The following is an 18,520-nucleotide window of genomic DNA, read 5'->3' as shown; positions in this document are numbered from 1 at the left end:
TTGGGTGCTAAACCGGCGCGACCTTCGGGAAAAGTCGCAGCGTGACCACAAAATACGCCAGGCACAGCACCGCGAAGCTGGCCACCACAATGGACTCCAGCCACGGTAGTGGTGCCGCAAGCGGGAACACAAAGATCAGCAGGAAGAACGTCAAGGCAGCAAGCACCTTAAACACGTCCTGCCGCACGCCGACTGCAGCTGCAGATTTGATCGCGAGCAGTGCGAGTACCGGCAACCACGTCCAGTGATGCGTCCAGCTAATTGGGCTGACCAGCAGACCAATCGCCGCAATGAATACCAGGCTCAGCACAGGCTGGCCACAGCGGTGTGCCCGGTAGGCTGCCCATACCCCCAAGGCGAGGCTGACTACTAGGGCGAGGTACCACACTGCATCCGGCGCCCCCAGGCGGAGCAGATCACCCTTGAGAGCGGCGTTGTAGATGTAGGCGGGATTGCCGACGCGGTTCGGGTCGACGAGAGCTTCGGTGAAATAGGTCCAGGTATCCCGTGGTTTCCATACCGCCATCCCGAGCGTTGCCGCAGCGCCGCCAGCCAGCATTCCCAGCAAACCACGGAAGTCGCGGCGTACTAAGAACCACAACAGGAAAATTCCTGGGGTGACCTTGATCGCTGCGGCGATGCCAATCAGCACTCCGCGCGGGAGCCATGCTGGGCGTTTATCAAAAGCGTCCGCCAGGATCAGCGTCATCAGGAAGATGTTGATCTGGCCGAAGCTGAGGGTGTTGAAGGTGGGGTGTGCGCACAGGAAGAGCGCAGTGACAACAGCAGTGGGCACCGGTAATGCGAGCCAGCGCGCAATCGCCCACAGGCAGGCCAGGCAGGCGCACAGATAAAGCGTGACGACGACCGGAAATGGGAGCCAGGCGAAAGTACTGAAGAGGAATGCCGCGAAAGGGGGATAGGTGAAGGGGAGCCCGTTACCAGACTCGCCAAAGGACGCAGCGTAGAGCGGCAACCCGCGGAGAAAAGTCATTCCGCCATGGGCATACACCTGCAGGTCAATTGCGCCGCGTAGGCGCACGCCGCTGGGACTGACAACGATTCGGCTGAACAGGGCAATGACGATGATTGTTGCCCACGCAATGGGTGCGGCGTACTTGGTTTTCATTCTTTAGATAATTGTCAGTTCTATACTCGTGCGCGGCTCGACTTTGCTTCCAGCTCGAGGGCTCTGCCGGATTACTCTGTCGCCCGAGCGGTTAACAGAAACACCCAGACCCTGGGCGCCGAGGATGGCGGTTGCTTCTTGCACCGTCTTTCCTGTCACAGATGCTACCTTGATTTTTGATGCGACTGTAACTTTTAGCTCCGCAGAAGCAGGATCTACCAGATCGCCTGCCTTTCGCGATACCCCCACGATCTCATTGGGGACGTCGCCAGCCGCATTAGAGCGCTCCACGGTGACGATGAATCCGGCCGCTGCTAGCTCTGACTGCACCTTATCCAGCGAGGTTCCTTCTAAGTCCGGAACCTGTAGCGCATTGGAGACCTTCAGGTCCACAGCGGAGCCTTTGGCTAGCTTCGAGGACGCGCCCGGACTACTGGAAATCACGTGCCCCTGGGCATGCTGTGGGGAGTAGTCCTCGGAAATAGACCCAACGTGTAAACCGGCTTGTTCCAGCATCGCACGCGCAGTGTCGAGTTCACGCCCAGCGACGTCTGGGACCGGGATTGGGGCGGCTCCCTTGCTCAGAGAAGCCGTGATCGTGGAACCGGTTCGCACGCTCACCCCAGCCGCAGGGGAAACCTGGGCGATTGCGCCGACCGGAACCGACTCAGAATAAACATCGTCGCCGATCGCCAATTGCAGTGTGCGTTCCTCTACGCTGCGCCGATATTCGGCGATATCGCCGCCGATTGGCAACGCTGGCACCGTGGGCTGACCTTGTGAGATGAGTACCGTTACCTGATCAGATCGCGGCACTCGTTGCCCAAAAGGGGGTTCAGTGCCCACCGCCTTTCCTACCGGAACATCATCCGAATAGGAATCCGCTATGACGGGATCAAAACCGGCCTCGGATACTGCTGCGACTGCTGCGGCCTGCTCCATGCCGAGGATCTGCGGAATCTCGCCATAGCGACCCGAGCCGAACCACCATCCGCCTACGGCCACAGCTGAAATCAGCAGCGCAACCACCAGTAGCCACGCAATGAGCTTGATCGGGGAACGGTTACTTACCGGCTGAGATTCTTCAAAAGCGATATCTGGTGGCTGCTGGTCCCTCATCTCCAGGTCACGGGGCGGTAGTGGTGTTGGCAGGGGAGCGCGTTCCATTGGGGTGGCAGCGACGGGAAATGCCGCGGTTTCCGGGGCGACTGGTTCCGGCTCCTGATACGGCGGCAAGATGCTGGTTGAGTGGGCAGTGTCCGGAGCCAGGGGCTGCGCAGCGGGCAGCGGGGCGACAATCTCTGTGGCGCGCGAGGCCGCCGTATCGGTGGGAACTGGCACCTTGAAAGAAGGTAACTCCAGTTCAGTCGCAACGTCTTCGAGCGCTGCGAGGAAGTCGGCGGCCGTCGCGAAGCGCTCGGCAGGGCTGCGGTGAGTGGCGGCGACGACTAACTCGTCGAATAGCGATGGCACGCCGTCGATGCGCGAGCTCGGGAGTGGGACGTCCTGGTTCAGGCGCCGCATCGCGTGGGCGAGCTGGGTATCGCCATCAAATGGGGTGGTGCCGGTGAGCAACTCGAACAGGAGCACCCCGGCCGAATAGACATCTGAGGCGGGCCCAATCTGCGCTCCGCTGACCTGCTCAGGGGAAAGATAGGAGACTGTGCCAACGATGCTGTCGGAGGTGCGATCCGAAGAAGAAACCGCCCGGACTAGGCCGAAATCGGCAAGCTTAACGCGGTGATCGGAATTGATCAGGACGTTGTCCGGCTTAATATCTCGGTGGACGAGTCCCTTTTGGTGCGCCGCAGTCAGACCCGTCAACACGCCCCGCATCACTTGGGTTGCGGCATGAGGAGGCATCGGACCCCGCTCGGCCAGCAGCTCGCGCAACGTGCCGCCAGTGATGAGCTCCATGACGAGGAAAGCGTGGTCACCGGTGGAGTTGAAGTCATAGACATTCACCAGATTCGGGTGGTTGAGCTGCGCCATTGACTTTGCTTCACGTTCGAAACGGCTCCGGAAGACAGGATCGTCCAAGTAGCGCTCGTCCATCACCTTCGCGGCGACGGGCCGGCTCAGCCTCATATCAACGCAGCGATAGACCGTAGACATGCCGCCTTTGGCAATCTGCGTTTCTACCCGATAGCGCCCATCGAGGATGTCACCGACCATTACATTGCTCATGGGGAATAGTATGGCCCACCGAACTGCGAGAACGCTAGGCGACCCGGGTAGACTGTGTGCTTGTGAGTTCTATTCCTTCTGCACACGACGTACTTTCCGCCGATGAACCCTTGTTGACGATTCCCGAATTTGCGGATCGTATGGGTGTGGTGGTGACCCGAGTTTTCCACCTGTTGCGTGAGCGCCAGCTCATCGCAGTTAACCGTGATGGCGTCAAATACTTGCCGGAGCGCTTCCTTGCCGAGGACGGCCACCTGGTGAAATTTGTCCCCGGTGTAATCGCGCTCCTCAGCGATGGCGGCTACACCGACGAAGAAATCATCGGCTACTTGTTTACTGACGATGATTCGCTACCCGGACGCCCGGTGGATGCGCTGCACGGTCACCTCGCTCGGGAAGTGATGCGGCGCGCGCAGTCGATGGCCATTTAGGCCGACCGCTGGGCTGCTTCCTCACCGAAAACAAATTGGGTTAGCAGCCAAGCGCCAACAACGACTCCCGCCATCCAGGTGATGTTATACAACATGTGATTGCCGCTGCCTGTGAAGGATGCGGCAATCACCACGGAGAGCATTGTGGTGAGCCGACGCACCTTAACCGGCTGTGGAAACGTCCCGACTAGGTTGAGCAAGCTGGTGTAGTACCAGGGCAGGGTTACCGCGTTGAAAACCACGGCCACAGCATAGGCAGCGACGATGCCCATGACAGCCCGCACGCGGTTCTTGCGGAATATCCACCAGACAGTTACCAAACCAACCAGCATCAGCACCTGGCTGATCGGGCGGGTAAATACGAGGAAGTTGTTGTAATCAATGTCCTCGTTGATTAGCTGTCCGATGGGCGTGAGCACGCCGGCGACGAAAGACGGCAGCGCCAGCGGATTGATCACCTTAGAGTTGCCGGAGATCTGCGAAATCCAGCCCCAAGAAGCGCCGGAGGCCCAGGTAACTGCGCCGACCACCGCTACTGTCAGGGCGGTCATCCACACGCCACTGAGGACGAATGCCAGACAACGTTGCGCGATGCTCGGCTCGGCGCTCGTGCGATGCGCGAACTTGCGCATGGCCATCCACACCATAAACGGCAATGCGAACACCGCGGTTGCTTTCAGTGACACCGAAATGGCCACCAGTACTACCGCGGGAACGAAGCGGTCTCGGATCGCACACAGCACGCCGACGCTCACCAACCCCACCATGAGGGACTCATTGTGCATGCCGCCGATGAGATGGAAAATCATCACCGGGTTAGCCACACCGAGCCACAACGCCCAGCGCGGATCGGCCCCCAGCTCGGTAGCGATGCGTGGTACGGACCAGGCGATCATCAGGAAGCCACAGATCGAGACCACCTTGTAAAGAACTACGCCCAGGGTGACGTTGTCGCCCACTATCGAGGTGATAATCTCGCCGATCCACAAGTGCAGCGGGCCATAAGGGGTGGTGGTATTGCGCCAGTCATGGCTAACTTCCAGCAGCATGGGGCCGGGATTGATGGCTGCGCCTTGGGTATAGGGGTCGAAGCCGTCGCGAAGCATTGCGCCCTGCATCAGATACGAGTACACGTCGCGGGACAAAATCGGGGCTGCAAAGGTCAGCGGCGCGATCCACCAGATCAAGACCCGTCGCAGTGAGCCTGCGGTGATGGCAGCCGGCTCCAGGCGGAGGCGTCGTCCCAGGACCACCCAAGCGGCGATCATCCCCAGCATGCCGACCCACAGTAGGGCGTTGCTCAGGGCAGCGCCGTGCCCATACGCAAACAGTGAAAGCCCGAGGTGTTCGAGCACTCCACCACGATTGCGGATCGCGCCCGCCCCAAACGAGGCGATAGTGATCAAGCAGGCGGAAAGAAGCCCCAACCAGGGGGTACGCAAAAAGGAAGTCACGCTAGACCTGTCGCTTCGTGGCTCGGATCGCCAATTCGCGCAGCTTCAGGCGCACTTCTTCAGACAGCTCGGTGCCTTCGAGGTGCTGCAACCCAGTCTCCGTCAGTTCTGCGATTCGCTTTTCGACGACATCGTCCGCGCCCAACTCAGCAATGATTCTTGCCAATGCAGCGAGTTGCTGCGGGTCATCGGTGGCCCCAATGCCGGTGCGCAGCGCAGTGGCATGGGCCGGCGCATCGGCATCCGCGCGACGCAGCGCCTCCGCTAGCAGCACTGTGCGCTTTCCTTCCCGAAGGTCATCGCCAGCAGGCTTGCCGGTGATGCTGGGATCTCCAAAGACTCCTAGGAGGTCATCGCGAAGTTGGAACGCGATGCCGATGTCATGGCCGAAGGCGCGGTAGGCGTCGACAAGCGGGGCAGGAGCATCTGCGAGCGCAGCGCCGATATGGAGCGGGCGCTCGATGGTGTACGCGGCGGTTTTGAAGCGGTTGACCTTTTCCGCGATGTCCGCGCGCTCATTGGCGGAACTCTCGGCGGTGATATCGAGGATCTGGCCCGCGATGACCTCGGTTTTCATAGCGCTCCACGGGGCGCGGACCCGGCGCAATGCGGCATCGGACAGTCCCGAACTCTGCAGCATTTCCTCGGCCCAGGACAGTGCAAGGTCTCCGATGAGGATCGCGACCCCGGTGCCGAAGTCTGCGGCATCTCCGACCCACCCGCTGATGTTGTGATTGGCCTCCACCCTGCGGTGCACGGTGGGGGAGCCACGACGCGTATCTGAGGCATCAATGATGTCATCGTGAATGAGCGCGCAGGCCTGAATGAACTCTAGCGCCGACACCGCCCGCAGCACTGCCATCGGGTCTTCCTCGACATGTCCGCCTGCGCCCTGATAACCCGCCCAGGCGAACATCGGACGCATGCGTTTGCCGCCACCCATCACCATGTCTTCCAGCAGCGACACTGCATCGAGGACCACCGCGTCGATCTCCGCGACAACGGCCCGCTGCGAATTGAAAAACTCCGCGAGGCACTCATTGACCGCCGCCGGAATGTTCTCCAGCGTTAGGTCTTGGGAATCGAAAGTAGTCACAGCACTTCCCTCACTTGTAGTTGGCCGAGCACCCTACTTTTGCGGAAAACCCGCAAACAGCACTTCTATAACAATAAGATACCTAGCCATGGCAGAACCACGACATACCCCAATTTCCACGCTGCTAGCCGAGCCAAACGATGCGCGCGTCAAATTCTCCGTGGAATTCATGCCGCCGAGAGACGACGCCGCGGAAATGCGCCTGTGGAATGCCGCCACTGCTTTTCAGCGACTTGGGGTTAGCTTTGCCTCAGTCACCTACGGAGCAGGTGGTTCCACCCGTGACCGCACCTTCAGAGTAGCCAAGCGCCTCGCGGCGATGCCATTGCCGACACTCGTGCACCTCACCCTCGTCGAGCACTCTGTTGCCGAGCTAACCGAAATCCTCTCCGCCTACGCTCAAGCAGAACTGACGAATCTGCTCGCGCTCCGCGGCGACCCCCCAGGCGACCCCCTCGGCGAATGGCGCAAGGATCCGGCCGGACTCGAATACACCAAGGAGCTCATCGAGCACGTGCGAAAGACCCCGGCATCCGCCCACTTCGACATCGGCATCGCAGCATTTCCCGAGGGACATCATCGTGCTGCGAACCTCGAGGCCGATACTTCCTACACGCTGGAAAAGCTGCGCGCCGGGGCGAATTATGCGATCACCCAAGTATTCTTCGACGCAGAGCACTTCTTAAGCCTGCGGGATCGCCTGATTGCTGCCGATCCCGAGCAAGGCACAAAGCCACTCGTACCGGGAATCATGCCCATCACCAGTCTGCGTTCAGTTGAGAAACAGATCGAGCTTTCTGGAGCCACGTTGCCGTCTGCGGTGGCAGTCCGCCTCAACAAAGCTGCAGCTAGCGGCCCAGCGGCAGTTCGCGAAGAGGGGATTGCGCTGTCTACCGAGATGGCGGAAAAACTCATTGCTGAAGGCGTCCCTGACCTGCACTTCATGACAATGAACTTTGCAAAAGCAACGCACGAGGTACTACACAACCTTGGGATGGCCCCAGCGTGGCAGCCGGCTGGCTAGTTGGGATGTTGGGTTGCCGGTGCTTTTGGATCGGGTGGGTTTTCCGAATTCCGGCTTTCATGATCCGACTTTCGCTTGCCGGCGTTAGGAAAACTGCAGGTCGCCGATGGGTGGTTTAGTTCCGGGTCGAAACATGGAAGTCGGATTTCGGCGGCTGGTGCTATGTGGGTTGGTTCTCGCGGAGTGGTAGTGGTGCCGCGAGTATCTCAAATCCGCGGGCTTCGGGTTCTGGTGGTTTTTCCGAATTCCGACTTTCATGATCCGACTTTCGCTTGTCGGCGTTGGGAAATCTGCAGGTCGCCGATGGGTGGTTTAGTTCCGGGTCGAAACATGGAAGTCGGATTTCGGCGGCTGGTGCTATGTGGGTTGGTTCTCGCGGAGTGGTAGTGGTGCCGCGAGTATCGCAAACTCGCGGGCATCGCCGCTGAAGATGAAGTTTCGCAGGATGTCCTCAAAGCCAAATTTTCGGTAGAGACCGAAGGCGCCGTTGCGTTCCTCGGCCACTTCCGGCGTTGACAGCATCACACACGGATGCCGGTTTTCTGCGAGCAGCTCTCGCAGTAGACCGGTACCGATTCCTCTTCCTTGTTCGCCGGGGCGGACGTGGATCTCGGAGAGTTCGAAGTAGTTGATGAGTTTCCGGCGATGGAGGTCATGTTTGCCGGTGGTGATGAGGCCGTTTTGTACCTGTAGGTGCCACCAGTTCATGGGATTACCGGAATGCCCATGGGCGATACCGAGTAACTGTTCTTCGTCGTATGCGACCACGGCTACGAAACCGGCATTGGAGGCGTGTTGCCGCCATGACTGAATCCACGTAGCTCGCAAGTTGTCGTCGTAGTTCATGGCGTCCATGTACAGGTCGACGAGTTGCGGAACATGGTGGGCAAACTCGATGCGGTCGAGTCGGCGGATTTTTACAGGCACATGACTATCGAAGCATGATTGTTGGCTCAGAGTTGGAAAACCGTTGTTTTTGTTGATGACTCGGGCGTAGAATATGGAGTGTAAGCAGGTGTTTTATCTGCCGATTAGAAAGTATGTTCTAAATTGGAGATGGTGGTGTCCGGCTTGACTTTTAAGGTGTGGGTAATAGCAGCGTAGAACAAGTATTAGGACGTGGTTCGCATGGCAACGGTGGTATCGGCGACAACGAGGTCAATCTCTAAGTATTACGGTAAGCAGGCTGGATTTATTAGCCGTGCTTCGGTGTTAATTAGAGATGCTCTTGAGGCATATCAAGCCGGAGACTATGCGAGCGCTCTGGAATTTGCGTACCAGGCTGCGTTGCGCACTGCTGGGGCGTGTGTCGCTGGATCTGCTGTTGCTAATCGACGCCGTCGACCTTCTAGCGCCTGGGCGCAGCTAGAGCTGGTTGATTCGCGGGGTGGAGAATGGGCGGCGATTTTTAAGCCTTATTCCCGGATGCGGTCGCGGGCAATTAATGGGCTTGAGACAGAGGTGGAGCCTCAAATGGTGGCGGGGCTTCTTGAACTAGTTGAGCAGTTTCTGGATGAAGTTGAGGGAGGCGTGTTTGCTGGGGCAATCGCGGCTTAAGGAACTGTGCAGTTTTTTCTAGCGCAGGGAACTTTCCCGATAGGGTGGACGTTAAGGGGAGTATAAGGGCGTAGGTGTGGAATCGTTGCCCGTGGTCGATTGGAGGAAACAGTGTCGCTATCTGAACAAGAGTTGCGTGCACTTCGGGAAATCGAACAGTCTCTCTTGGCTGAAGATCCCAAATTTGGTGCCACGGTATCTAGTGTAGCTGGGGAATCGCGTTTTGAGTTCTCCCTGAAGGGCGTAGCCATTTTTGTGCTCGGTCTCGTGTTTCTCATCGGCGGAATCGCCCTGAGTCAAGAAACCTTGTGGTTTGTAGGGCTTAGTGCGGTCGGCTTCTTAACTATGCTCGGCTCTGGAATTTGGATGCTGCGAAGTAATGATAGGGTCGTGCCCCTATCGCGACCCCAGAGTGTCCGCCAACGTAAACCGAGTAACGGCTCTGGGTTTACCGGCCGCATGGATGAGCGCTTTCGTAGTCGCTTTGAAGAAGGTCAGTAAGAGCTAGAACGAAAACTCCCTGAGGATCAATGTGTTGGATGATCCCAGGGGTTTTTCTATGCCCAAACGGGGCGTCTATAGCCATCTTGACTCCTTCTTTCCGCCTTGGAAGTGGCCGGCTTTCTCAAAATAGGGAAACTTCCCCCACTTTGCCCCACTCTGCATTCCTGTTGGCGGGAAAACGCTAATGATGTGGGGAAATGTCATGGGGTCGCCGCATAGCCCGCAGCGCCATTTTGTTGCCAATGTTGCTGATGTGGCTAATGTGATTTTTGCATCAAAAAGTTACCAAATTTCTTCAAGTGCATTAAAGTGCTTTCACCTGCATTTATATTTGTGAAGGCATTGGTGGTGGGGTGTTAGGGGTTGTGAGTGGGGGAAAGTGGGGTATTGTGGGTTTCGGTGGTTGGGGTAGGTGACTCTTGAATCGGTACCCAACGAGGATGGAATCAACTCGCCAGCAGCCAAAGAAGTTCAACTCCCGAACTTGTTCAAAGCTTGAAGGAAGGTGGGTCCGGGAATGTTCCTAGGTACCTACACCCCAAAGCTCGATGACAAGGGGCGACTGACACTGCCCGCAAAGTTCCGCGAGGAGCTCGCAGGTGGATTGATGGTCACCAAAGGGCAAGATCACAGCCTTGCGATCTACCCGAAGGCGGAATTCGAGGAACGTGCCCGCAAAGCGGCCATGGTCTCTCGTACGAACCCAGAAGCACGCGCATTCATTCGAAACCTCGCTGCGAGTGCTGACGAGCAACGGCCGGACTCCCAGGGGCGAATCACCTTGGCGGCCACGCATCGGCAGTACGCAGGGTTGACCAAAGAATGTGTCGTGATCGGTTCGGTGGACTTCTTGGAAATCTGGGATGCCGAAAGCTGGTCCAACTACCAGGCAGAAACCGAAGACTCCTTCTCCTCCGCGGAGGGCGAGATCTTGGGTGGCTTGCTATAGGGCAGAAAGCTCGCGCCATGCGGTGCGTGTATGGACTCTGCTTGGAGGTCGAAAGCTCTGGTGTACTTCCCCGACATCAGATCGATCCCTCCGAGTAGGGCCCTATACGTATCGGGGCTGTGAACAACGAAGCGTAACCCAAGCAACTACGGCAAAAGGGAGGTGGCCACAGGATGGAAAATTTCGATATTGAGGCTCATCACGGCCACGTCCCAGTGATGCGCGATCGCATGGCAGATTTGTTGCGGCCGGGCGTCGAGAAGCTTGGTGCGAACGCGGTGATTGTTGATGGCACGCTTGGTGCCGGCGGGCATACGGAGCATTTCCTGCGTACATTCCCGCAGGCCAAGGTGATCGGCATTGATCGTGACCCCCTCGCGCTGGACGGTGCGCGTGAACGGTTAGCACCCTTCGAGGGCCGCTTCGTGGGAGTGCAGACGCGTTTCGACGGCCTCGAGGACGCCATCTCGAACGAAGCCGGAGAAATTTTCGATACCGCTCGCACACACGGCATCGCCGGGGCCTTGTTTGATCTCGGGGTGTCTTCCATGCAGCTCGATCAGCCGGAGCGTGGCTTTGCCTACAAAGTGGACGCGCCGCTGGATATGCGAATGGACCCGACCAAGGGCATCACGGCTGCCGACGTCCTGAACACCTACTCCCATGGCGAGCTGGCGCATGTGCTTAAGGCATATGGCGACGAGCGCTTCGCAGGAAAAATTGCTTCCGCGGTGCTCCGGGAACGCGAGAAGGAGCCGTTTAGTACGTCGGCCCGACTTGTGGAGTTGCTCTATGCGACGATTCCTGCGGCAACCCGGCGCACAGGTGGACATCCCGCCAAGCGCACCTTCCAGGCGCTGCGGGTAGAGGTCAACGCTGAGCTGGATGCTCTGGCGAATGTCATCCCCATGATCTGCGAACGCCTGGCATTGGGTGGGCGAGTGGTGTTCATGAGCTACCAGTCGTTGGAAGACAAAATCGTGAAGAAGCAGCTGGCTGAGCTGAGTAAGTCGAAAACCCCGCCGGGGTTGCCGATGGATTTGCCGGGCACTGCGCCCCAGTTCGCACTCGTTACGCGAGGTGCGGAGACGGCTACCGAAGCAGAAATCAACGAAAACCCACGTTCCGCACCGGTCCGCGTGCGGGCGGTCGAACGCATTGCGCACACTGACGGAGGAGAATTCTAATGAGTGTCATCACCCCGCCACGTACCCCGAAGCGCGGACAGCAGCACCGCAATCCGCAGGCCCCAGTGCGTACTCAGCGCGCGGCAACTGCGCTCCTTGATCGCCCACAAACTCCGTCCCGGTTGCAGCCAACCCCAACGCGTCGTTTCCAGCGTCGACTTGGTTCACAGCAGGTGGTATCGGTTCGCGGGCGCCGTGTTGTGGTCGAAAAGGCCAATCCGCATCGCACGAACCTTGCCATCGGAATCGTAGTACTGATCATGTTTGCGATTGCAGCGGCGATGCTGCTCTCGGGCAAGTCCACCGAGCAGGCCTTTCACCTCCAGGAACTCAACGCGCAGGAACAGCAGTTGGACAACCAGCTGGAAACCCTCAACCGCGATGTGGAGGCCACTCGTGCTGCCGCAGAAGTTGCACGTGTAGCAGCTGACCACAAGATGGTCGTGGCCGAGCAACCGGGAATCCTTGCCGTGGAAAAAGATGGCGCAATTACGGAGCAGCGTCCCAGTGATCCAGCAGCTGTTCGTCCTATTATTGATGTCAACGGTGCGCAGAGTCGCCCACAGCAGGCGTCCAGCAATCCGAATGAAATCAAGGCCGTAACGGAGAACATTCAACCGATTCCGCAAAACGGTGCCACGGTGCCAGGTGTAGCACCATATGCACCACGTGCTCGCGGCGCTGGAACCAGCGGGATGGAGTAAGGAGCTAGATGACCCCGCCCCGCAAAGGCCGGTCACATTCGCGTCCCTCCTCCCCATCGGGGAGGGGATATTCGTCTCGCGACTTGTCTTCAGACCGATTTGACGCTGATGCCCGCCGCGACAGCGCAGCTCCAACATGGGATGACGATTATGGGCGTCGAGAAGCGCCGGGCCCTTCCATGCGGCTGGGCGCCGCCGATGGCACCAACAAGCGTGACCCTAACCGCAGGCTCAAATTTGCCCGCGGCGTTGCCGTCGTCGTAGCAGGCCTGCTCGTGGCGCGCCTCGGCTGGGTACAGATCGTGTGGGGCCCAGAGTTTCAGGCCAAAGCGGAGGAACAGCGCACCCGCGTGTACGTTGACCCTGCTCGTCGCGGCGCAATCACCGATCATGAGGGCAATCTGCTGGCGTACACCATGCAGGCACGGTCCCTGACGGTCTCACCAGATCGACTCCGCGATGAGATCAAAGAACGCGCTCGACAGCGGCTTGCTACCGAAGGGCAATTGTCCGCGATTCCCGAGGATCAACTCGACGGCGTACTGGAACAAAAGCTCGATGAGGAAATTGAGCGGATGGCTACCGAGATCCCGAAGATCATTTCGGAATCCGGAGGCTCCACAAACAAAGTTAACGGCGATGACATTAAGCGGAAGATCCGCGCGGACAGCCACTACGAGGTTTTGGTTCGCAACGTGGATCCCGATGTTGCCGCAGACATCGCCCAGAAGTTCAAAGGCGTGGCTGCGGACCACCAAGACATCCGGCAGTACCCGAATGGGGCAGTCGGAGAAAACGTGGTCGGCAAGATCTCCATGGACGGCGAAGGCCAGTTCGGGCTCGAAGCAAGCTCAGATGCGATGCTTGCTGGGCTCGATGGACGGTTGACGCAGGATGTGTCCGCGGATGGCCAATCCATCCCAGGTACCTCCCGCGATCACATTCCGGCGACGGACGGCGCGGAAGTCGAGCTCACCCTCGACCTAGACTTGCAGACTTATGTGCAGCAGCAGGTGGAACAAGCCAAGGTGAATTCCAAGGCTAAGGAAGCTTCAGCCGTGGTGCTGGATGTGAAAACCGGCCAAGTTCTGGCGATGGCTAACTCGGACACCATAGACCCGAACGGGGACATCGAAAAGCAGGTTGAAAAGGGCCGGAGTTTTGACAACCCGGCTGTCACGCACCCATTCGAGCCGGGCTCCGTGGCTAAGATCATCACGGCTGCCGCAGCGATTGAGGGCGGCGTGACCACACCGGACGAGGTACTCACCGTTCCCGGCTCCATCCACATGTCTGGTGTGACGGTCCGCGATGCCTGGGAGCACGGCGACGCACAGTACACCACCACAGGAATCTTTGGTAAGTCCTCCAACGTTGGCACCCTGATGCTGGCCGAACGGGTTGGTGAGGATCGCTATGCGGAGTATCTGGAGAAGTTTGGGCTCGGACGTGTCACTGGCGTCGAGCTGCCTAGCGAATCTGAGGGACTAGTTCCGGACCGCTCCCAATGGTCCGGCGGTACTTTCGCTAACTTGCCGATCGGCCAGGGCATGTCCATGACCCTGTTGCAAATGACTAGCATCTACCAAACGATGGCTAACGGTGGCGAGCGTATCGAGCCACGCATCGTTAAGAAGATCACCAATCCAGATGGCACGGTGCAGCAACAGCCAGAGCCGGCGCGCACTCGCGTAGTCAGTGAAAACACCGCCAAGGTGGTCACAGACATGTTCCGTTCTGTCACCCAGAAGGATCCCACCGGAGTGCAAATGGGCACCGGCCCAGGTGCAGCTATCGACGGCTACCAGGTCTCCGGCAAAACTGGTACCGCCCAGAAGGTAGATCCCGTCACCCAGTCCTATTCCAATAGCAAGTATTGGATCACTTTCGCTGGCATTGCCCCGGCTGATGACCCGCGCTTCGTGGTTGGCATCATGCTGGATGAGCCGGAACGTGGCGTGCATAGCGACGGCGGACAAAGCGCAGCTCCGTTGTTCCACGACATCGGATCCTGGCTACTCAACCGCGACAACGTGCCGCTTTCCCGGCCAGCCGAGGGCCAGCTCATTCTGCAGGCGCACTGACAGACTCAATAATTAGATACAGAACAAAAACAATAAGGAGAATGAGGAACGTGACTGTCACAATTAATGAAGTGCTCGCACTGAGCGGCGGGCGCCTCAACGGCGGCGACGTGGCTGATCTCGTCTTCGACCACATCACGCTGAACTCCAGTGAGCTTAAAGCCGGCTCCCTGTTCGCAGCGCTGCCGGGACTGCACGCCCATGGAGCTAAGTATGCTGCCGGCACTCCGGCTGCTGCGATCCTCACCGACGAAGACGGTCTAAAAATTCTGCAAGATAGTGGAGAGACCCGGCCCGTCATTAGCGTGGCAGATGTGCGGTCGATACTCGGTCCGGTGAGCGCGGCGGTCTACGGGCACCCCTCGGAGGACATGACTGTTCTCGGCGTGACGGGAACTTCCGGAAAGACCACCACTACTTATCTCTTGGAAGCCGGGCTGATGGCGCTGGGACATAAGGTCGGCATTATCGGTACTACGGGAACCCGAATTAACGGTGTCGCAGTGCCCTCGAAGCTGACTACTCCCGAGGCTCCCAAGCTGCAGGAACTCTTCGCCATGATGCTTTCCGAAGGGTGCACGCATGTGGTGATGGAAGTGTCCAGCCATGCGATCTCCCTGGGCCGAATCACCGGCACTAAGTTCGCCGTAGGTGGTTTTACAAATCTTTCTCAAGACCACCTAGACTTCCACAACACAATGGAAGAATATTTCGAGGCGAAAGCTGGCTTTTTCCGCGCTGGTTCTCCTGCGCGCGCTGAGCGAGCGGTCATCATGGTCGATGATGAGTGGGGTGCCCGGATGGTCGAGGTCGCCGGTGAAGCCGTCACCGTGAGCTCCCAGGGGGGAGCGGTAGATGTGTGTGCTGGCGACGTAGTTACTAGCCCAGCTGGAATCCAGGAATTCACCGTCTCCTGCGCAGGTCGCGATCATCAGGTACAGCTTGCGCTGCCGGGGCAGTTCAACGTGGCCAATGCAACGCTCGCGATTGCTATTGCCCATCAGGTCGAGTCTGACATTGCAGCTTTCATCGCTGGTATTGCCGAGGTCGGTGTGCCGGGTCGCATGGAGCGGATAGATGAGGGCCAGAACTTCCTCGCAGTCGTGGACTACGCCCATAAGCCAGCTGCTGTCAGTGCTGTGCTCGAGAGCGTTAAGACGCAAGTGCAGGGACGAGTTGCAGTGGTACTCGGTGCCGGCGGCGACAGAGACGCCACCAAGCGGCCCATTATGGGTTCTGCTGCGGTAGGCATTGCAGACTATGTGGTGGTCACGGATGACAATCCACGCTCGGAAGATCCCGCCACTATTCGCGCCGCTGTCCTGGAGGGCGCACATAACGCACTGGCCACGGCAGCACATAACCCGAGCGTCATCGAAATCAGCGATCGGGGAGAGGCTATTATTGCCGCTGTCGAGTGGGCACAAGAAGGCGATGCGATTATCGTTGCCGGTAAAGGGCATGAAAATGGTCAGTTGGTGGGAGAGGTTAACCATCCATTCGATGACCGAGAGCATGTGCGTGAGGCGCTTCGAGCTCGCGCGGAACGAAACGGGAGCTAAGAAATGATCAACCTCACCCTCGCACAGATCGCTGATGCGGTCGGAGGGACCCTCAGCGGCGGCGCCGACCAAGCTACCCAAGTGACTTCAAGCGTGGAATTCGATTCGCGCAAACTGCAGCCCGGCTCCTTGTTCGTAGCGCTGCCAGGCCAGCGGGTAGATGGTCATGACTTTGCTGAACAGGCAATCCAGGCAGGCGCAGTAGCCGTATTAGCCGCCCGGGATGTTGGAGTGCCGGCAATCGTCGTTCCTAGCACTGAGGTTCCCACCTCGAATGCGGATGCCTTTGCCATGGCTGGGGAAAAAGCCGAAGCTATGGCAGCCGTACTGGCCGCTCTCGGCCGGCTGGCCCGGTTCGTGATCGAGCGCTGCGCAGCGGACAGTGGCTTGACGGTTGTCGGTGTGACAGGATCTGCTGGCAAGACGTCTACGAAAGACCTGATGGCTACTGTGCTCGGCAACGCTGGCGCAACGGTGGCGCCCCCTGGATCTTTCAATAATGAAATCGGGCACCCCTACACTGCACTGCGCTGCGATGAAGAAACGCGATTCTTGGTAGCGGAAATGTCTGCCCGCGGTATCGGCCACATTGCTCGCTTGGCGGAGATCGCTCCGCCTCGCATCGGCGTGGTTTTGAATGTAGGAACCGCCCACTTGGGTGAGTTCGGCAGTCGGGAAAACATCGCCCAGGCTAAGGGAGAGCTCATCGAGTCTTTGCCGGCTGATGGCCTGGCTGTGTTGAATGCGGACGATAGCTTTGTCAAAGCGATGGCACGGCGGACGTCGGCACGCGTGGTGTACACCTCGGTCCGCGAGCCTGCGGACTATTACGCTACCGACATCCGCCTGGATGAAGTCGCACGAGCGAGCTTCAACCTCCACGTCGCAGGAACAACGCAAGCGTATCCGGTAAGCCTGCAAGTCTTTGGTGAGCACCAGGTGTCTAACGCACTAGCGGCTGCGGCCGTTGGTATCGCAGCCGGGCTGAGCGCTCAGCAGGTGGCCGCGGCGCTGTCATCGCACCACACTGCTTCTGCGAACCGCATGGATGTACAGACCCGCGCGGATGGCGTGACCATCATCAACGATTCCTACAACGCCAACCCAGACTCGATGCGGGCTGGGATCGCGGCGCTTTCCTACACCGCGCATGGGCGTAACGACGTCCACAGCTGGGCAATCTTAGGACAAATGGGTGAGCTCGGGGACAACGCCATCACCGAACACGAAGCGTTGGCTGAGGTCTTGGTGAAGATGCAGGTAGACCGGCTTGTTGTTGTTGGCGGTGACGTCAACAGCCATGCCTTAGCCACTTCGGCAGAGCAACGGGGTATAACTACCATGACCGTCGATTCTGCCGACGCCGCAATCAACGTTGTGGACCGCGAGCTGAGACCAGGGGATGTTGTCCTGGTTAAGGCCTCAAATTCCGCCAGATTGTGGCGCGTTGCAGAGGGATTGTTGGGACAAAGTGCAGCCGATCAGCTTGCTAAGAATAGCGGCGCAGCGAACTAGTCGCTCGCGCAAAGATGAGGATAAGTAGACTATTGTGACTCAGATCATTATTAGCGGAGCAGTGAGCTTTCTCGTTGCCATTTTCATGACTCCGTTGTTGATCCGCTATTTCAGCGCCGAGGGCTTGGGGCAAGAAATCCGGGAAGACGGGCCACGTTCGCATATGCGCAAGCGCGGCACCCCAACCATGGGTGGCATCGCCATCCTGAGCGGCATCGTCTTGGCATATCTGGCTGCGAACTTTTATGCGTTAGCTACCGGCATGCAAGCATTCACCGCCACCGGTTTGTTGGTGCTCTCCCTGATGCTGGCATTGGGAGGATTGGGTTTTGCTGATGACTACATCAAACTCGCGATGGGGCGAAACCTGGGCCTGAACAAGAAAGCGAAGCTCATCGGCCAGTTGGCCGTATCCCTGCTTTTTGGCTATGCCATCTTGCAATTCCCAGACGACCATGGGCTTACCCCGGGGTCCAGCCACCTGTCTTTCCTGCGTGATATTGACACCTTCGATATCGCTTTGGGTGGCGGAATCTTGGGCACCATCGTGTTCCTGCTTTTCATCTATGTGCTGATTTCCGCTTGGTCCAACGCAGTGAACCTCACTGATGGCCTTGATGGTTTGGCCGCTGGAACCACCGCGATGGTGATGGGGTCTTACACCATCATCACGTTCTGGCAGTTCCGGAACTCTTGTGATGTCACCGTGGAGCCAGGGTGCTTCGCAGTGCGGGATCCGCTCGACTTGGCCGTACTGTCCGCTGCTGGACTTGGCGCGTGTGCCGGTTTCCTGTGGTGGAATGCCGCACCAGCCAAGATCTTCATGGGTGATACCGGTTCCTTGGCACTGGGCGGTCTGGTAGCAGGCCTGTCTGTGGCCTCCCGCACGGAGTTGCTCATGGTGATCATCGGTGCACTCTTCGTCATTGAGGCAGCCTCGGTGGTTATCCAGGTAGCGGTGTTCCGTACGCGCGGTACGCGCTTCTTCCGAATGGCGCCGTTCCACCATCACTTTGAAAACGGCGGCTGGGCCGAAACGACCGTCGTTATCCGTTTCTGGTTGCTGACCGCGATGGCTTGCATGGCAGGCCTGGCGATCTTCTACAGCGACTGGCTGTCTGCGGCAGGAGTCTAACC

Annotated in this window: 16 protein-coding genes; 11 read left to right on the top strand and 5 right to left on the bottom strand. The window is 58.6% G+C overall.

From position 1 onward, the window contains the following. Nucleotides 1–7: 7 nt before the first annotated feature. Both WG915_RS09745 and pknB read right to left on the bottom strand, forming a co-directional pair. The gene (locus WG915_RS09745) at nt 8–1,129 is read right to left on the bottom strand and encodes a glycosyltransferase 87 family protein (RefSeq protein ID WP_339565188.1); all 1,122 of its coding nucleotides are present in this window, start codon (nt 1,127–1,129) and stop codon (nt 8–10) included. Nucleotides 1,130–1,132: 3 nt separating this feature from the next. Further along, nucleotides 1,133–3,316: a Stk1 family PASTA domain-containing Ser/Thr kinase gene (pknB, locus tag WG915_RS09740; RefSeq protein ID WP_339565187.1), complete on the bottom strand. Its 2,184-nt coding sequence runs from the start codon at nt 3,314–3,316 to the stop codon at nt 1,133–1,135. Between the two features lie 62 nt (nt 3,317–3,378). Here pknB and WG915_RS09735 point away from each other — a divergent pair, with 62 nt between their 5' ends. Beyond that, nucleotides 3,379–3,747: an Rv2175c family DNA-binding protein gene (locus tag WG915_RS09735; protein ID WP_445227820.1), complete on the top strand. Its 369-nt coding sequence runs from the start codon at nt 3,379–3,381 to the stop codon at nt 3,745–3,747. On the opposite strand, the gene WG915_RS09730 is transcribed toward WG915_RS09735, so the two are convergent. Beyond that, nucleotides 3,744–5,201 carry an alpha-(1->6)-mannopyranosyltransferase A gene (locus WG915_RS09730; RefSeq protein ID WP_339565185.1) on the bottom strand — a complete coding sequence of 486 codons (1,458 nt, stop codon included), beginning with the start codon at nt 5,199–5,201 and terminating at the stop codon, nt 3,744–3,746. The two genes, WG915_RS09735 and WG915_RS09730, sit on opposite strands and share 4 nt — an antisense overlap. Before the next feature lies 1 nt (nt 5,202). Continuing rightward, nucleotides 5,203–6,297 (bottom strand): polyprenyl synthetase family protein, encoded by a 1,095-nt coding sequence (locus WG915_RS09725; RefSeq protein ID WP_339565184.1) that lies wholly within the window; start codon nt 6,295–6,297, stop codon nt 5,203–5,205. 88 nt (nt 6,298–6,385) lie between these two features. On the opposite strand from WG915_RS09725, the gene WG915_RS09720 reads away from it, so the two are divergent. Next, nucleotides 6,386–7,321, top strand: a complete 936-nt coding sequence (locus WG915_RS09720) for a methylenetetrahydrofolate reductase (RefSeq protein WP_339565183.1) — start codon at nt 6,386–6,388, stop codon at nt 7,319–7,321. 357 nt (nt 7,322–7,678) lie between these two features. Here the strand turns inward: WG915_RS09720 and WG915_RS09715 are convergent, their stop codons facing one another. Continuing rightward, a complete protein-coding gene (locus tag WG915_RS09715; RefSeq protein WP_339565182.1) occupies nt 7,679–8,248 on the bottom strand; it encodes a GNAT family N-acetyltransferase in 570 nt (189 codons plus the stop codon). Between the two features lie 201 nt (nt 8,249–8,449). On the opposite strand from WG915_RS09715, the gene WG915_RS09710 reads away from it, so the two are divergent. From WG915_RS09710 to mraY, 9 genes are all read left to right on the top strand, one after another. Beyond that, the gene (locus tag WG915_RS09710) at nt 8,450–8,878 is read left to right on the top strand and encodes an SAV_6107 family HEPN domain-containing protein (RefSeq protein WP_339565181.1); all 429 of its coding nucleotides are present in this window, start codon (nt 8,450–8,452) and stop codon (nt 8,876–8,878) included. A 111-nt stretch (nt 8,879–8,989) separates the two neighbouring features. Beyond that, entirely contained in the window at nt 8,990–9,379 is a 390-nt protein-coding gene (locus tag WG915_RS09705) for a DUF3040 domain-containing protein (protein WP_339565180.1), read from the top strand. 520 nt (nt 9,380–9,899) lie between these two features. Then, nucleotides 9,900–10,331, top strand: coding sequence for a division/cell wall cluster transcriptional repressor MraZ (gene mraZ / locus WG915_RS09700; protein WP_339565179.1), 432 nt, complete (start codon nt 9,900–9,902; stop codon nt 10,329–10,331). Nucleotides 10,332–10,504: 173 nt separating this feature from the next. Then, entirely contained in the window at nt 10,505–11,518 is a 1,014-nt protein-coding gene (gene rsmH / locus WG915_RS09695; protein WP_339565178.1) for a 16S rRNA (cytosine(1402)-N(4))-methyltransferase RsmH, read from the top strand. Continuing rightward, nucleotides 11,518–12,222: a hypothetical protein gene (locus WG915_RS09690; protein ID WP_339565177.1), complete on the top strand. Its 705-nt coding sequence runs from the start codon at nt 11,518–11,520 to the stop codon at nt 12,220–12,222. The genes rsmH and WG915_RS09690 overlap by 1 nt, the downstream gene beginning before the upstream one ends. A 179-nt stretch (nt 12,223–12,401) precedes the next feature. Then, on the top strand, nt 12,402–14,306 hold the full coding sequence (locus WG915_RS09685; RefSeq protein WP_339565214.1) for a peptidoglycan D,D-transpeptidase FtsI family protein: 1,905 nt from the start codon (nt 12,402–12,404) through the stop codon (nt 14,304–14,306). A gap of 41 nt (nt 14,307–14,347) precedes the next feature. Continuing rightward, on the top strand, nt 14,348–15,868 hold the full coding sequence (locus WG915_RS09680) for a UDP-N-acetylmuramoyl-L-alanyl-D-glutamate--2,6-diaminopimelate ligase (RefSeq protein WP_339565176.1): 1,521 nt from the start codon (nt 14,348–14,350) through the stop codon (nt 15,866–15,868). Nucleotides 15,869–15,871: 3 nt separating this feature from the next. Further along, nucleotides 15,872–17,383 (top strand): UDP-N-acetylmuramoyl-tripeptide--D-alanyl-D-alanine ligase, encoded by a 1,512-nt coding sequence (locus WG915_RS09675; RefSeq protein WP_339565175.1) that lies wholly within the window; start codon nt 15,872–15,874, stop codon nt 17,381–17,383. 34 nt (nt 17,384–17,417) lie between these two features. Continuing rightward, nucleotides 17,418–18,518, top strand: coding sequence for a phospho-N-acetylmuramoyl-pentapeptide-transferase (mraY, locus tag WG915_RS09670; protein WP_339565174.1), 1,101 nt, complete (start codon nt 17,418–17,420; stop codon nt 18,516–18,518). Nucleotides 18,519–18,520 lie beyond the last annotated feature (2 nt).

It is taken from the genome of Corynebacterium sp. H128, assembly GCF_037482625.1.
GTDB lineage: Bacteria > Actinomycetota > Actinomycetes > Mycobacteriales > Mycobacteriaceae > Corynebacterium.
The sequence above is the reverse complement of the archived record's forward strand: the minus strand, read 5'-3'. Positions and strand labels throughout refer to the sequence as shown.